Here is a 16276-nt window from a genome sequence, read left to right on the forward strand (position 1 = left end):
CCCGGGCGCGTCGCCCGGGGAGGTCTCGGATGCGGGAGGTCGCGGCTGCGGTCAAGGGTATCGCCCGGTGGCGGACGGGAGGCACGGTTTGCGTCATGACGGGAGGTGCGGTCCGTCCGGGGTCACCTGTGGGAGCCGCACTGCACCTTCTGGAAGGGACTCGGCTTCCTGCGGGTTCGCGACGGCCTCGGGTGCGCTGGGAGGCGCAACGGCCGCGTCGGCCGGGCTGACCGGGGTGGGCCCGACCGGCGCGCTCGTCGGGGTCTGCTGCAGCTTCGTGACGACCGCCGCGGCGGTCGCGGGACCGACGCCGGGGACCTCGCCGATCTCGTCCGCCGTCGCCTCGCGCAGCCGTGTGACCGACCCGAAGTGCTTCAGCAGCGCGTTCACCCGGCTCGGACCGAGCCCGGGGATCTCGGACAGCTGCGAGCGGACGTCGCGCTTCCGACGGGTGCGCTGGTGGGTGATCGCGAACCGGTGGGCCTCGTCGCGGATGCGCTGGATGAGGAACAGCGCCTCGGAGTTGCGGGGCAGGATCACCGGGAAGTCGTCGTCCGGCAGCCAGAGCTCCTCGAGACGCTTCGCGATGCCGACGAGGGCGATGTCGCGCACGCCGGCCTCGTCCATCGCCCGCTTCGCCGCCTGCACCTGCGGCTGACCACCGTCGACGATGAGCAGCTGCGGGCGGTACGCGAAGCGCTTGGTCGGCTTGGACCCCTCGACGACCTCGTCGCTCGTGACGTCGGGGACGTCCGGCGCCGCGGCGTCCTCGTCGAGACGTGCCAGGCGTCGTGACAGCACCTGGTACATGCTGTCCGTGTCGTCGGTGGTCTCGGCGATCGTGTACCGCCGGTACTGGTCCTTGCGGGGCAGTCCGTCCTCGAAGACCACCATCGACGCGACGACGTTGGTGCCCTGCAGGTGCGAGATGTCGTAGCACTCCATCCGGAGCGGCGCCTCGGTCATGCCGAGGGCGTCCTGGATGTCGGCCAGGGCCGCGGACCGCGTCGTGTAGTCGGCGGAGCGCTTGGTCTTGTAGAGCATGAGCGCCTGCGCCGCGTTCTGCGCCGCGGTGCGCGCGAGCCCCGCACGGTCGCCGCGCTGGGCGGTGCTGAGCTTCGTGCCGCGGCCGCCGCGACGCTCGCTGAGCCACTGCTGCAGCGCGTCGGCGTCCTCGGGGAGCTCCGGCACCACCACCTCGCGCGGGGGTTCCTCGGTGGTGGCGTACTGCCCCTGGACGATCTGTTCGACGAGGTCGCCCGTCGAGATGTCGAGTTCCTTGTCGACGACCCACCCGCGGACACCGCGGATGCGGCCACCGCGCACCGAGAACAGTTGCACGGCCGCGGCGAGCTCGTCTTCGGCGATGCCGAACAGGTCGAGGTCGACGGAGTCGCGGAGGACGACGGCCGACTTCTCGAGCACGGCCTCGAGCGCGCCGACCTGGTCGCGGAACTTCGCGGCCTGCTCGTACTGCATCGCATCGGCCGAGGCGGCCATCCGCTGCCGCAGCTGCGTGATCACGCGGCGGTCGTAGCTCGCCATGAAGCGGACGAACTCCTCGACCAGCACCCGGTGCTCGGCGATCGTGACCTTCTGCGAGCACGGGCCGCCGCACTTGCCGATCTGCCCCGGGAAGCAGGGCTTGCCCGTCTGCATCGCCTTCTTGTACGACGAGTCCGAGCAGGTGCGGATCGGGAACACCTTGATCATCAGGTCGATGGTGTCGTGCACCGCCCAGATCTTCGGGTACGGCCCGAAGTACTTCGCGCCCTTGATCTTCCGGTTCCGCGTCACCATCACCCGAGGGCTCTCCTCGCCCAGCGTGATCGCCATGTACGGGTACGACTTGTCGTCGCGGAACTTGACGTTGAACGGCGGGTCGAACTCCTTGATCCACGTGTACTCGAGCTGCAGCGCCTCGATCTCGGAGCCGACGGTGGTCCACTCGACACTGCGTGCCGTCAGGACCATGCGCCGGGTGCGCTCGTGCAGCGTCGGCAGCGGTGCGAAGTAGTTGCTCAGCCGTGCGCGGAGGTTCTTCGCCTTGCCGACGTAGAGCACCCGGCCGGCTTCGTCACGCCACCGGTAGACGCCCGGGTCGGTCGGGATCTCCCCCGCCTTCGGACGCCACGAGACGGTGTCCGCCACCTACCGAGCACCCGCCTTCTGCTTGCCGCCCTGCCGCTGCTTGCCGTCCTGTCGCTTCGACGAGACCTGCCGGGCGCCGACGGCCTGCTCCTTGCCGACCCGGGCGTCCTGCGCGTCGAAGATCTCCTTCAGGAAGACGCCGGTGTGGCTCTCGGGCACGTTCGCGACGTGCTCCGGGGTGCCGGTCGCCAGGATCGTGCCACCGCCCGAGCCACCCTCGGGACCCATGTCGATCAGCCAGTCGGCCGACTTGATGACGTCGAGGTTGTGCTCGATCGTGATGACGGTGTTGCCCTTGTCGACCAGGCTCTGCAGCACGAGGAGCAGCTTGCGGACGTCCTCGAAGTGCAGGCCCGTCGTCGGCTCGTCGAGCACGTAGACCGTGCGACCGTTCGACCGGCGCTGCAGCTCGGTCGCGAGCTTCACGCGCTGCGCCTCGCCACCGGAGAGGGTCGTCGCGCTCTGCCCGAGCCGGACGTAGCCGAGGCCCACGTCGACCAGGGTCGCCATGTACCGGTGGATCGCGGAGATCGGCTCGAAGAACTCGGCCGCCTCGCTGATCGGCATGTCGAGGACCTCGGAGATGTTCTTGCCCTTGTAGTGCACCTGCAGCGTCTCGCGGTTGTACCGAGCGCCGCCGCAGACCTCGCACGCGACGTAGACGTCGGGCAGGAAGTTCATCTCGATCTTGATCGTGCCGTCACCGGAGCAGTTCTCGCACCGGCCGCCCTTGACGTTGAAGCTGAAGCGACCGGGCTGGTAGCCGCGTGCCTTCGCCTCGGTGGTCTCGGCGAACAGCTGACGGATCCGGTCGAAGACGCCGGTGTAGGTCGCCGGGTTGGACCGCGGGGTACGGCCGATCGGTGCCTGGTCGACGTGCACGACCTTGTCGAGCTGGTCGAGGCCCTTCACGCGGGTGTGCTTGCCGGCGATGTGCCGAGCGCCGTTGAGCTGGTTGGCGAGCACCTTGTAGAGGATGTCGTTGACCAGCGTCGACTTGCCCGAGCCGCTCACCCCGGTGACCGCGGTGAAGACACCGAGCGGGAAATCGGCGTCGATCGTCTTGAGGTTGTTCGCGCGGGCGCCCTGCACACTGATCGTGCGCTTGAGGTTGACCTTGCGCCGCTCGGCGGGCACCTCGATCGCGCGACGACCGGCGAGGTAGTCCCCGGTGATCGACTCGCGGTTCTCGATGATCCCCTCGTACGACCCGGAGTGCACGACGTTGCCGCCGTTGACGCCGGCGCCCGGGCCGATGTCGACGACCCAGTCGGCCGTGCGGATGGTGTCCTCGTCGTGCTCGACGACGATGAGGGTGTTGCCGAGGTCCTTCAGCTTCACCAGGGTGTCGATGAGTCGCCGGTTGTCGCGCTGGTGCAGGCCGATGCTCGGCTCGTCGAGCACGTAGAGCACGCCGGTCAGGCCGGAACCGATCTGGGTCGCCAGACGGATGCGCTGCGCCTCGCCACCCGAGAGCCCGCCGGCACCGCGCGCGAGCGTCAGGTAGTTGAGGCCGACCTCGAGCAGGAACTCGAGCCGGGCACGGATCTCGCGGAGGACCGCCGCGGCGATGTGCGCTTCGCGGTCGGTGAGCGAGAGGCCGTCCATGAAGGCGTACGCGTCGTCGAGGGAGAGGTTGGTGACGTCGGCGATGCTGCGGTCAGCGACGGTGACCCCCAGCACCTCGGGCTTCAGGCGCGTGCCGTCGCACACCGGGCAGGGCACCTCGCGCAGGTACCCCTGGAAGCGCTGGCGCTGCGAGTCCGACTCGGCCTCGGCGAACTTGCGCTCGATGTAGGGCATGACGCCCTCGAACCCGCTCGTGTACCGCATCTCGCGGCCGAACCGGTTGCGCCAGGACACCGACACCTGGAAGTCCTTGCCGGTGAGGATCGCGGCCTGCACCGACGGGTCGAGCCGACTCCACGGGGTGTCGAGGTCGAACCCGAGCTCCTTGCCGAGCCCGGCGAGCAGCTTCTCGAAGTACGAGTACAGCCCGCTCGTGCCGGTCCACGGCAGCAGGACGCCGTCGCGGAGGGAGGCTTCGGGGTCGCCGAGCACGAGGTCCGGGTCGACCGACATGCGCGTGCCGAGGCCGGAGCACTCCGGGCAGGCACCGAACGGCGCGTTGAACGAGAACGTGCGGGGCTCGATCTCGGTCAGTGCCAGCGGGTGGTTGTTCGGGCAGGACAGGTTCTCGGAGTAGGTCCGGACGGCGCCGGGCCCCTCGGCGTCGACGAGGTCGATCGCCACCGTGCCGTCGGTCAGGCGCAGCGCCGTCTCGAGGGAGTCGGTGAGGCGGCCGAGGATGTCCTCGTTCGCGACCAGACGGTCGACGATCACCGAGATGTCGTGCTTGACCTGCTTCTTGAGCTTGGGCGGGTCGCTGAGCTGGATGCGCTCCCCGTCGACGATCGCGCGGGCGTAGCCGGACGCCGCGAGCTCCTGGAAGAGGTCGACGAACTCGCCCTTCTTCTTCGAGATCACCGGCGCGAGCACCTGGAAGCGGGTCCCCGACTCGAACTCCATGAGCTGGTCGGCGATCTGCTGCACGCTCTGCTTGCTGATCACCTCGCCGCAGACGGGGCAGTGCGGGACGCCGATGCGCGCCCAGAGCAGACGCATGTAGTCGTAGACCTCGGTGATGGTGCCCACCGTCGACCGCGGGTTCCGGTTCGTCGACTTCTGGTCGATCGACACCGCGGGCGACAGCCCCTCGATGAAGTCGACGTCCGGACGGTCGACCTGCCCGAGGAACTGGCGCGCGTACGCGGACAGCGACTCGACGTAGCGGCGCTGCCCCTCGGCGAAGATCGTGTCGAACGCGAGCGAGGACTTGCCCGAACCGGACAGGCCGGTGAACACGACGAGGGAGTCGCGCGGGATCTCGAGGTCGACGTCCCGCAGGTTGTGCACGCGGGCGCCGCGCACGCTGAGCGTCGAGGTGCTGTGGGGCGCCGTGCCGCCGGGGATGTGGAGGTCTGCGGGCTCACCGAAGGCGTTCCGGCCCGACGTCGAGGTACCGCGGTCAGAGGTGATGGTCATCGTCGTCGATTCTACGAAGCGGGACCGACATTCGGCCGTGATGGACGGTCAGACGAGTGCGTCGAGAGCGAACGCGACGCGGGCGGCCCGCTCGCTGGCAGTCCAGAGCCGGGCCGCCTCGGTGCGGTCGTGCGCGCGCGGTTCGGCGCGGACCACGGTCGCGGGGCCGCGCAGCTGCATCCAGCCCCCGGGCCCCCAGTACTCCCCCGACCGCACGTCGGGAGCGACCGCCGCGTGCACGAGCGGTTCGGCACCGGCGTCCTTGCCCTGCACGAACGAGCGCCGCGCGGGGAGGGACTGCACCGGGCGCATCCACACCGGCTCGGACCGTGACGGCGCGATCTCCGGGCGCTCGGGGGCGAGCATGTCGAGCGAGAGCCCCGGGTGCGCGACGACGCTCGACACCGACGATCCCGCGTCGGCGAGGCGTTCCGCCAGCTCGAACCCGAACAGCATCACGGCGAGCTTGCTCCGGCCGTACTGGCGGTGGCTCGAGTAGTGATCGGCGCCGAGCGGGTCGCGCCGGTCGAGTCGGGCCCACCGGTGCGCGATCGACCCGAGGTGCACGACGCGACCCCCGCGGCGCTCGAGCAGCGGCAGGGTCCGGGCCGTCCACGCGAAGTGCCCGAGGTGGTTCGTGCCGATCTGCAGTTCGGTCCCCTGCGCAGTGGTCCGCAGGTCGGCCGCACCGACGACGCCGGCGTTGTTCACGATCGCGTCGACACCGTCCGGCTCGGTCCGCGCGAGTTCCTCGGACGCCGCACGCACGCTGTCGAGGTCCGCCAGGTCGACGTGCAGGTGCGCGAGGTCGGCACCGTCCACGTGGCGACGGATGCTCCGCTCGGCAGCAGCCGCGCGGCCGGCGTCGCGGGTCGCGAGCACCACACGGTGGCCGGCCGCCGCGAGCTGCTCGGCCGCGTGGTACCCGAGACCGGCGCTCGCACCCGTGACGACGACGGTCCGGCGCTCGGCCCTACTGGACATGTCCGGCCGACTCCATCTGCCGCAGCGCCTTCTTGAGGTCCTGCACCTCGTCGCGGAGCCGCGCGGCCAGCTCGAACTTCAGTTCGGCCGCGGCCTGCAGCATCTGGTCGTTGAGGTCGCCGATGGTGGCCTCGAGCTGGGTCGCCCCCTCGCCCGCGATGCCGCCGCGCTTCAGGTTCGGCGTCGGCGAGCGACGGCCGTCGGCACCCGGACGACCTTCGAGCAGTGCCTTGGTGTCGTCGTTCTCGCGCGCGAGGATCTCGGTGATGTCGGCGATCTTCTTGCGGAGGGGCTGCGGGTCGATGCCGCGCTCGGTGTTGTACGCGACCTGCTTCTCGCGACGCCGGTCGGTCTCCTCGATCGCGAACTTCATCGAGTCGGTCATCTTGTCGGCGTACATGAGCACCTGGCCCGACACGTTTCGGGCGGCACGACCGATCGTCTGGATGAGCGACGTCGACGACCGGAGGAAGCCCTCCTTGTCGGCGTCGAGGATGGCCACGAGCGAGACCTCCGGCAGGTCGAGGCCCTCGCGCAGCAGGTTGATGCCGACCAGCACGTCGTAGACGCCCTGGCGGAGTTCGGTGAGCAGCTCGACGCGCTTCAGGGTGTCGACGTCGGAGTGCAGGTAGCGCACCCGGACGCCGGCGTTCCCGAGGAAGTCGGTGAGCTCCTCGGCCATGCGCTTCGTCAGCGTCGTCACGAGGACGCGCTCGTCCTTCTCGACGCGCTGCTTGATCTCCTCGAGCAGGTCGTCGATCTGGCCGTCGCTCGGCTTGACGACGATCTCCGGGTCGACCAGGCCGGTCGGACGGATGATCTGCTCGACCACGCTGTCGGTGACGCCGAGCTCGTACTTGCCGGGCGTGGCCGACAGGTAGACCTTCTGCCCGACGCGGTCGAGGAACTCCTCCCACGTCAGGGGTCGGTTGTCGAGGGCGCTCGGCAGGCGGAAGCCGTGCTCGACGAGGGTCCGCTTGCGGGAGGCGTCGCCCTCGTACATCGCGCCGATCTGCGGCACGGTGACGTGCGACTCGTCGATGACGATGAGGAAGTCGTCCGGGAAGTAGTCGATGAGGCAGTGCGGTGCCTCGCCCGCGGCACGGCCGTCCATGTGCCGCGAGTAGTTCTCGATGCCCGAACAGAAGCCGATCTGCTCCATCATCTCGATGTCGAACGTGGTGCGCATCCGGAGGCGCTGGGCCTCGAGCAGCTTGCCCTGCCCCTCGAGCTCGGCGAGCCGCTCGGCCAGTTCGACCTTGATGTCCGCGATCGCCCGGTGCATCACGTCGGTGTCGGCGACGTAGTGCGACGCCGGGAAGATCGACACCGCGGGCAGGTCGTCGATGACGTTGCCGGTGAGCGGGTGCAGGGACGACAGCGCCTCGACCTCGTCACCGAACATCTCGATGCGGATCGCGTGCTCCTCGTACATGGGGATGATCTCGAGGGTGTCGCCACGGACCCGGAAGGTGCCGCGCGCGAAGTCGACGTCGTTGCGCTGGTACTGCATGGCCACGAACTTGCGGACGAGCTGGTCGCGCGTGATCGTCTGGCCGACGTGCAGTGCCACCGAGGCGTTCATGTACTGCTCCGGCGTGCCGAGGCCGTAGATGCAGGACACCGTCGAGACCACGATGACGTCGCGCCGGCTGAGCAGCGAGTTCGTCGTCGAGTGCCGGAGCCGCTCGACCTCGGCGTTGACCGAGCTGTCCTTCTCGATGAAGGTGTCCGTCTGCGGGACGTACGCCTCGGGCTGGTAGTAGTCGTAGTACGAGACGAAGTACTCGACGGCGTTGTTCGGCAGCAGGCTGCGGAACTCGTTCGCGAGCTGGGCCGCCAGGGTCTTGTTGTGCGCGAGCACGAGCGTCGGGCGCTGGACCTGCTCGATGAGCCACGCCGTGGTCGCGGACTTGCCCGTACCGGTGGCGCCGAGCAGCACGACGTCGGTCTCACCCGCGTTGATCCGGCCCGCGAGCTCGGCGATCGCCGCGGGCTGGTCACCGCTCGGCGTGTACTCGCTGATGACCTCGAACGGACGGACCGCGCGGGTGGGCTCGATTGACACTGCCATGGCCTCAACGGTAGTCGGGACCGCCGACACCGGAGCCGCGTGCTCGCCCTGGGCGTATCGTCCACGGCAAGCTGCTTCCGAGTCGGCTGATAGTGACGCGGAATAGCCTCCGATCCGTTCAGCAACCCGAATCGTTCTCACTCCCCGAAGAGGCCCCATGACGACGGCGACCCCCGCCGCACCGACGAAGGGCACCCCGTTCCGCGGACGCATCCGCGGGCGCGTGCTCGTCCTGCTGTGCTTCATGTACGCGATCTCGTACATCGACCGCACCAACATCTCGACCGCGCTCCCCCACATCACCGAGGACTTCGGCTTCAACGAGACGACCGCGGGACTCATCGTCTCCGCGTTCGCACTCCCCTACGCCCTGCTGCAGGTCTTCGGCGGCACCATCGCCGAGAAGTTCGGACCGCGGAAGGCGCTCTTCGTCATCACGGTCGTCTGGGGCGTCGCCACCCTCTGGACGGGTTTCTCGGTCGGCTTCTGGACCCTGTTCGCCGCACGCGCGCTCCTCGGTCTCAGCGAGGCGGCGGCGTTCCCGGCCGCGACGCAGGCGATGAGCCGCTGGATCCCCCGCGACCGGAACGGCTTCGCGCAGGGCGTCGTGCACTCCGCGGCCCGACTCGGCAACGCCCTGGCACCGCTCCTCGTCGCCTGGGTCATCGGCGCGACCGGCAGCTGGCGCTGGGCGTTCTTCGCGACCGCGGTGCTGTCCATCGCGTGGGCGATCGTCTGGTTCGTCTGGTTCCGCGACAAGCCCGAGGACACCGCCGGCATCCGGCAGGTCGAGCTCGACGAGCTCCCGCCGGTCGAGACCCGCGCAACGCGGCCGCCGGTCCCGTGGCGCTCCCTTGCCCGGCAGATCCTGCCGGTCACCTTCGTCGACTTCGGCTACGGCTGGGTGCTCTGGGTGTTCCTCACCTGGATCCCGACGTTCCTCAGTTCGACCTTCGGCCTGCCGATCAGCCAGTTCGCCCTCTTCACGACGCTCGTGCTGCTCGCCGGGGTCGTCGGCGACACCGTGGGCGGCATGCTCAGCGACCGGCTCATCCACCGCGGCGGGAACACCCGCAACGCCCGCCGTCTCGTCCTCGTCATCGGGCTGGGCGGCTCGCTCGTCTGCCTCGTCCCGCTCGTCATCGGGCAGGGACTCGTCGTCGCGACGATCTCGCTCGCGCTGTCGTTCTTCTTCCTCGAGCTCTGCAACGCGAACCTCTGGGCGATCCCGATGGACGTCGCGCCGCAGTGGTCCGGTACCGCGTCCGGCTTCATGAACACCGGCTTCGGCGTCGCGGGCGTCGTGTCGCCCATCGTGTTCGGCTTCCTCATCGACACGACCGGCTGGCAGATCCCCTTCGCGCTCTCCTGCGTCCTGCTCGGCGCCGCCGCGGTGGTCGCGTGGTTCATGAAGCCACAGCGCCTCACGATGACCGACGGCGTCCTCGAGATCGGCACCCCGAAGGCGGAGCAGCAGTCCGCCTGAGGCAGCGGGTGCCCGTTGCGCGCGACGGTGGCCGTTCCGCGCACAGGAGGCAGCATCGCGCATGGGGAGACCGAAGATCGGTCTCCCCATGCGCGATTCCGCTTTCCACGTCGGGTGCGATGGGCGGGAACGCACCCCGGTGACGGCCTGGAGGCGCGGTGCCAGCCCGCCACGCGCCTCCAGGCCGTCACCACTCACCCTCGCACCGAGCGATGCACGAACCGCGCCCCTCGCACCGTGCGATGCGCCCGGGCCCGCGCTCAGCGCGCTGCGCGCCGCCCCACGTCGTCCGTCTCGCCGACGAGTGCGTCGTCCGGCTCGACCGGCTCCGGTGACCGTTGCACGACCGGCGCGGCACGTCCGGCGGCCGCGGCACGCTTCCGGGCCCGCGCCTCGCGCTGCCCACGCGACGCCAGCGACGGCCGCCCCGTGAGCGGCACGCTGAGCGGGGTCCACCGGAACAGCTCCGTGACCGCGACGGACAGGACGAGCACGAGCAGGTACGTCACGAGGGTGAGCCACGGCTTCGGCACGACGCGCTCGAGCCAGCTGTCGCCGTAGAGCAGGATCCAGATCATGAACGGGTGGCTCAGGAAGATGCCGAACGACCGGTCCGAGCCGTAGTCGACGACGCGCGCGAGGGGGCTGCCGGGACGACGACGGTCGGCCCAGCGCGCACCGATCGCCAGGAAGCCGACGAAGACCGCGGTGCTCCAGACCACCTGGACCGGCTGGAGCGGGGTGCCGGCGGCGTAGAGCGACTGCCCGAGGCCGACCTGCAGCGCCCAGACGCCGAGGGTGAGCGCGCCGGTGCCGGCGAAGCCCCAGAGGACGGCGGCCCGGTGCACCCGGATGAACCGGAGGAACCCGTCGGCGTGGTCGGCGGCGACCGCACCGGACACGATGAAGAACACGTACGAGAAGAAGAACTGCTTCTGGTACCCCTGCATCCACGCGTCGCTGGCGGGGAAGTACTTGTACCCGGCGAAGACGACGAGCTGCAGCACGAGCGACACGACGAGGACCGTCACGTGGTGCCCGCGGGTCTTCCGGACGAGCCAGGCGATCACGGGCAGCAGCAGGTACACCTGCATCGTCACGAGCAGGAAGTAGAGGTGGTACCACGAGGTTCCGGTGACGATCCCCTCGGCGAAGGTCCGCACGAGGTCGGGGACGTCGCCGCGGCGGGTGGCGTCGAGCAGCCACGACGACCCGACGTAGACGAACGACCACGCCAGGTACGGCACGCCGACGAGCAGGAACCGCTTCGGCCAGAACTGCGCCATCGGACGCGGGCGGAGCGTGTAGCTGTAGACGAGGACGAACGCGGTCAGCGAGAAGAACACCAGGCGTGTGAAGTGCAGCAGGCCGAGCAGGGCGTTCAGCGGCACGTCGTCGCTGGCCACGGTGTGGCTCGTGGTGTGGACGCCGATCACGCACGCGAAGGTCAGGATGCGGAGGACGTCGACCTCGTACAGGTGCCGGGGCTTCCCCTCGGCGGTACGGGTCGGGGTCTGCTCGCCGGAGGCGGTGGCGCCGCTCACGCGTGCTCCGCCATGGTGCGCACCTTCGCCCGCTGGACCTTGCCGGTCGGCGCGCGCGGCAGGTCCGGCACGACGACGATCTCGACCGGACGGCGGAAGCGCGTCAGCCGGGACTCGGCACGCGCGGTGAGGTCGGCGACGAGGGCGTCCGCGTCGACCGACTCGCCCGGCTCGGTCGGCTGCGGGATGACGTAGGCGACCGGCACCGCACCGAGGACGTCGTGCGGTCGGCCGACGACCACCGCCTCGAGCACCCGGTCGTCCCCGAGCAGCACGTCCTCGACCTCGGACGGGTAGACCTTCTCGCCGCCCCGGTTGATGACGTCGTCGGAGCGGCCGGCGAGCGCGACCCAGCCGTCCTCCGCGACGGACCCGACGTCGCCCGTGCTCAGCCACCCGTCGGCGTCGAAGCGCTCGGCGGCGCGCCCGAACAGGTACCGGTGCACGATGCCCTCGCCGCGCACCCACAGGGCCCCGACCTCGCCCGCGGGCAGGACGGTGCCGTCCTCGCCGCGGACCTGCACCTCGGAGCCGACGGGCACACCGACGGTGCCGACCCGTGCCGGTGCGCCGAGCGGCGTCGCGGTGATCTGCGACGCGCCCTCGGTCATGCCCCAGCTCACCACGAGCGGCACGTCGCCGAGCGCGGCGCGGACCGGGTCCGGCAGCGGCGCGGAGGCGCTCCGCACGAAGCGCAGGCCGGGCGGGAACGCCAACGGTCCGGTCTTCGCCAGGACGGCGAGGATCGCCGGCACCGCGTTGAGCCAGGTGATCCGCCGCTCGGCCAACAGCTCCCAGAACCCGGTCCGGCTGAACCGACGGTCGAGCACGAGCGTCGCGCCGGCGACGAGGGTCGCCAGCAGGCCGACGACCTCGGCGTTGACGTGGAAGAGGGGCAGGGAGTTGAAGCCGCGGTCCGCCGGCGTCAACGCGTTGTGCCGCGCGACGGCGCGCGCCACGAACAGCAGCTGCGACTCCGGCAGCTCGACGCCCTTCGGCGTGCCGGTCGACCCGGAGGTGAAGAGCACGACGGACCCCTCGCCCGGTGCGTCCGGACCCTCCGACGGCAGGTCGCCGTCACGGACGCCGGCCGGGAGGAACGTGGTCGCGTCGATCCCGCTGGCGGGCGCCCCGGGCACGGTCGCGTCCACGGCACGGTCCGACACCACGATCGAGGCCCCGCCGATCAGGTCGGCGAGACGGCCGGGCTCGGTGGTCGGCTGGCCGGTGTCGACGGGGACCGCACGGCGGCCGGAGGCGACTGCGGCGAGGTGCACGACGGCGAAGGCGAGGGGGTCGCCCAGGTCGACGAGGACCGCGCCGGACGAGGCGACGCCGATCGCGTCGAAGGTGGCGGACCACGCGGTGACGGCGTCGTCGAGGGCGCGGTAGGTCAGGACGCGGTCACTGCGCGCGTCCTCGAGGTAGGTACGCCCGCCGTCCTGCGCCGCACGGGCGCTGATGGTCGAGCGCAGGTCGGGTCGTTCTTCGCCTGCTCGCTGCACGGACTCAGGGTATTGCTCCTTCCTATGTCCGTTCCGAGCAGGACTCACGGCGCGGCCGGCACGGCAGGCGCGGCAGGCGCGGTCGTCGTGGCCGGCGCGGGCGTCGCGGCGGCCGGGGTCGCCGCGCTGCTCGGCTCGGCGGGGAACCGGCTGAGCAGCCACTGCCAGAGCGGCAGCATCCGAGGGGTGCCGTCCGGGCCCAGCGGTGTCGAGTCCTTGATGATCCGCGAGTGCGACTCCGACGGTGTCCCCACCCGGATGTCGGTCAGGATGGCGTGCGGGTCGCCGTCGGTACCCGGCGGCGCGGTGTCGGTGCGGAAGGGCCCGTTCTGGCCGTCGAGGCCGAGGACGGTCCACGACCCGCGGATCCGCGGCCCGAAGACGTCCCGCACGTCGTCGATGGCGTACATCCGGTCGACCGGTGTCCGCCCCGGCCGGTCCATCCACGCGGCGTGCTCGGCGCCGAGCGACTCCACCGGTGACGAGAACATCAGCGCCCCGCGAACCGAGCGGATGTGGGAGATGTAGGCCGCCTCCCCGCCGCCCTGCGAGTGGCCGGCGACGACGATGTCGCTCCACGCGATGTCGCGGTCGTCGTCCACGAACCGGCCCCAGCCGCCGTCGGGGTCGTGGTCCTCGAGGTAGGCGACGGCGTCACGGAACCGGGACACGATGGACCCCGAGGGCCGCACCGAGCTGAACGACGACGGACGGCTGCCGTCGAACCGGTTGCGCTGCACCTGCCCGTAGCAGTGCGGATCGGCCTCGCACGTGCCGGAGAGGGTCTTGCCGAGGTTCCAGTAGTCGAGTCCGAGGACGTGGTACCCGTCCTGCAGCGCGGTACTGAGGAACAGTTGGTAGTCGGCGGGCTTGGCCCGGGTCGCGGGCAGGAAGAGCAGCAGCGGGCCCTGGGCATCCGTGCGGGCGGCGAAGTCGTCGCGGTTCGGTTCGAGCCGCTGGCCGTTGATCGTGCCGAGCCGGAACCGGTGGAACTCGCCCTCCGGCCCGTGCTCGTCGCCGTGCGGACGGTCGGCAGCGGCCACGCGGCCGTGCTGCTCGACACGCTGACCGCCGAGCACGTTCGCGGCGACGAGGCTCGCGCCGCCGATCGCGAGCAGCAGGACGGCCGCGAGGACGAGGAGCACCCGGTGCTTCATCGGGCGAGGCGTTCCCACACCGCATCGGCCGAACGGAGCGTGTCGTCGAGGGTGCCGGTGGCGTCGACGACGTGGTCGGCCAGGGCGAGGCGCTCGGCGTCGCTCGCCTGCGCGGCCACGCGGCGCTCAGCCTCGTCACGGGGCATGCCGCGGTGCGCCACGAGCCGTTCGATCCGCTGCGCTGCCGGAGCGTCCACGACCACGACGGCGTCGAACTGCAGCGGTCGACTCCCCCGTGCCTCGGCGAGGAGCGGGACATCGTACACGACGACGGCCTCGGGATCGGCGGCCTCGGCGGCGTCGAACGCCTGCTGCGCGAGCCGCCAGACCTCCGGGTGGGTGATCGCCTCGAGGTCCTTGCGCGCAGCCGGGTCGGAGAACACGATCGCACCGAGGGCCGGGCGGTCGAGCGACCCGTCGGCCGCGATGACGCCGGGGCCGAAGCGCTCCGCGACCCGCTCGAGCCCCGGACTGCCCGGAGCGACGGCGTCACGGGCGAGCCGGTCCGCGTCCACCACGACGGCCCCGTGCTCCGCCCACCGAGCGGAGACCGTCGACTTGCCCGCGGCGATGCCGCCCGTGAGACCGATGATGCGCACGGTGTCCAGCGTAGCGAGCACCTCCGCCGGAACGGCCGGAAGCCCGGCACCCCTTCTCAGGGATGCCGGGCTTCCGGAACGGACGAGCCGCTCGATCAGTTGGTCGAGCTGAGCTTCTCGCGGAGTGCCGCGAGCGACGCGTCGTCGGCCAGGGTGCCCGGGCCGGTCGCCTCGCTCGTGAACGACGCCGAGGTGGACGCGCTGGCCGGGAGGTCGAAGCCACCCTGCGCCTCGTCGGCGATGGTCTTCGCGACCTGCGCCTTGTGGGCTTCCCAACGCGCCTGGGCGGCCGCGTACTGGCCCTCCCACTCGGTGCGCTGGGTGTCGTAGCCCTCGAGCCACTCGTTCGTCTCCGGGTCGAAGCCCTCGGGGTACTTGTAGTCACCCTTGTCGTCGTACTCGGTCGGCATGCCGTAGAGCGCCGGGTCGAACTCGGTGCTCTCCGGGTCGACGCCCTCGTTCGCCTGCTTGAGGCTGAGCGAGATGCGACGACGGTCGAGGTCGATGTCGATGATCTTGACGAAGACCTCGTCGTTGACCGAGACGACCTGCTCGGCGAGCTCGACGTGCTTGTTCGAAAGCTCCGAGATGTGCACGAGGCCCTCGATGCCGTCGGCGACACGGACGAACGCACCGAACGGCACGAGCTTCGTGACCTTGCCCGGTGCGATCTGGCCGATCGCGTGGGTGCGGGCGAAGACCTGCCACGGGTCTTCCTGCGTGGCCTTGAGCGAGAGCGACACGCGCTCGCGGTCCAGGTCCACCTCGAGGATCTCGACGGTGACTTCCTGACCGACCTCGACGACCTCGCTGGCGTGCTCGATGTGCTTCCAGCTGAGCTCGGAGACGTGGACGAGACCGTCGACGCCACCCAGGTCGACGAACGCACCGAAGTTGACGATCGACGACACGATGCCCTTGCGGACCTGGCCCTTGTGGAGGTTGTTGAGGAAGGTGGTGCGCGACTCGGACTGCGTCTGCTCGAGCAGGGCGCGGCGCGACAGGACCACGTTGTTGCGGTTCTTGTCGAGCTCGAGGATCTTCGCCTCGAGTTCCTGGCCGAGGTACGGCGTGAGGTCGCGGACGCGGCGCAGCTCGATGAGCGAGGCCGGGAGGAACCCACGGAGGCCGATGTCGACGATGAGCCCGCCCTTGACGACCTCGATGACCGTGCCGGTCACGACGCCGTCGGACTCCTTGATCTTCTCGACGTCGCCCCACGCACGCTCGTACTGCGCACGCTTCTTCGACAGGATCAGGCGGCCTTCCTTGTCCTCCTTCTGGAGGACCAGGGCCTCGACCTCGTCGCCGACCTCGACGACCTCGTTGGGGTCGACGTCGTGCTTGATCGAGAGCTCGCGCGAGGGGATGACACCCTCGGTCTTGTAACCGACGTCGAGGAGGACCTCGTCGCGGTCGATCTTCACGACGGTGCCGGAGATGAGATCACCGTCGTTGAAGAACTTCAGGGTCTTCTCGACCTCGGCCAGGAAGTCATCAGCCGAACCGATGTCGTTGATGGCGACCTGCTTAGGAGCCTTGGTCGTAGTGGTTGTCATGTAGAGATTGCTCCGAACGGACATGAGTCGGGCCGTGGCGGCAGAGGGTTCGAGCCCCCGTGGACGCCGCCGCAGCGGTTGAGTGTGTGACGCGGATTGCGCCGCACAAGTCTAACCGGAGCGAGCGAGGGCCCACAACCGGTGTGTCGGGCGTGGCGGGACCCGGTGGCCC

The 16276-nt window shown here is 70.3% G+C and carries 10 protein-coding genes; 1 reads left to right on the plus strand and 9 read right to left on the minus strand.

The features are described 5' to 3' along the window. Positions 1 to 93 precede the first annotated feature (93 nt). Genes uvrC through uvrB form a run of 4 tightly spaced genes read right to left on the minus strand, consistent with a single transcriptional unit; the run spans position 94 to position 8242 of the window. Entirely contained in the window at positions 94 to 2151 is a 2058-nt protein-coding gene (gene uvrC, locus BIU96_RS06015; RefSeq protein WP_071291713.1) for an excinuclease ABC subunit UvrC, read from the minus strand. Next, a complete protein-coding gene (gene uvrA / locus BIU96_RS06020; protein ID WP_139199847.1) occupies positions 2152 to 5196 on the minus strand; it encodes an excinuclease ABC subunit UvrA in 3045 nt (1014 codons plus the stop codon). 48 nt (positions 5197 to 5244) lie between these two features. Beyond that, positions 5245 to 6180 carry an SDR family NAD(P)-dependent oxidoreductase gene (locus BIU96_RS06025; protein WP_071291714.1) on the minus strand — a complete coding sequence of 312 codons (936 nt, stop codon included), beginning with the start codon at positions 6178 to 6180 and terminating at the stop codon, positions 5245 to 5247. Beyond that, the gene (uvrB, locus tag BIU96_RS06030; protein ID WP_071291842.1) at positions 6170 to 8242 is read right to left on the minus strand and encodes an excinuclease ABC subunit UvrB; all 2073 of its coding nucleotides are present in this window, start codon (positions 8240 to 8242) and stop codon (positions 6170 to 6172) included. Before uvrB ends, BIU96_RS06025 begins: the two co-directional genes overlap by 11 nt. Positions 8243 to 8411: 169 nt before the next feature. Here uvrB and BIU96_RS06035 point away from each other — a divergent pair, with 169 nt between their 5' ends. Continuing rightward, positions 8412 to 9740 (plus strand): MFS transporter, encoded by a 1329-nt coding sequence (locus BIU96_RS06035; protein WP_071291715.1) that lies wholly within the window; start codon positions 8412 to 8414, stop codon positions 9738 to 9740. A 260-nt stretch (positions 9741 to 10000) separates the two neighbouring features. Here the strand turns inward: BIU96_RS06035 and BIU96_RS06040 are convergent, their stop codons facing one another. The 5 genes from BIU96_RS06040 to rpsA all read right to left on the minus strand — a co-directional run bounded on the left by BIU96_RS06040 (position 10001) and on the right by rpsA (position 16104). Next, positions 10001 to 11284 (minus strand): acyltransferase, encoded by a 1284-nt coding sequence (locus BIU96_RS06040; RefSeq protein ID WP_071291716.1) that lies wholly within the window; start codon positions 11282 to 11284, stop codon positions 10001 to 10003. Continuing rightward, positions 11281 to 12789: a class I adenylate-forming enzyme family protein gene (locus tag BIU96_RS06045; protein ID WP_071291717.1), complete on the minus strand. Its 1509-nt coding sequence runs from the start codon at positions 12787 to 12789 to the stop codon at positions 11281 to 11283. Before BIU96_RS06045 ends, BIU96_RS06040 begins: the two co-directional genes overlap by 4 nt. 44 nt (positions 12790 to 12833) lie before the next feature. After that, positions 12834 to 13946 (minus strand): hypothetical protein, encoded by a 1113-nt coding sequence (locus BIU96_RS06050; protein WP_071291718.1) that lies wholly within the window; start codon positions 13944 to 13946, stop codon positions 12834 to 12836. Next, positions 13943 to 14545 (minus strand): dephospho-CoA kinase, encoded by a 603-nt coding sequence (gene coaE, locus BIU96_RS06055; RefSeq protein ID WP_071291843.1) that lies wholly within the window; start codon positions 14543 to 14545, stop codon positions 13943 to 13945. Before coaE ends, BIU96_RS06050 begins: the two co-directional genes overlap by 4 nt. A 95-nt stretch (positions 14546 to 14640) precedes the next feature. Beyond that, the gene (gene rpsA, locus BIU96_RS06060) at positions 14641 to 16104 is read right to left on the minus strand and encodes a 30S ribosomal protein S1 (protein WP_071291719.1); all 1464 of its coding nucleotides are present in this window, start codon (positions 16102 to 16104) and stop codon (positions 14641 to 14643) included. Between the last annotated feature and the right edge of the window lie 172 nt (positions 16105 to 16276).

The sequence above is a fragment of the Curtobacterium sp. MCBA15_008 genome, from assembly GCF_001865065.1.
Lineage (GTDB): Bacteria > Actinomycetota > Actinomycetes > Actinomycetales > Microbacteriaceae > Curtobacterium.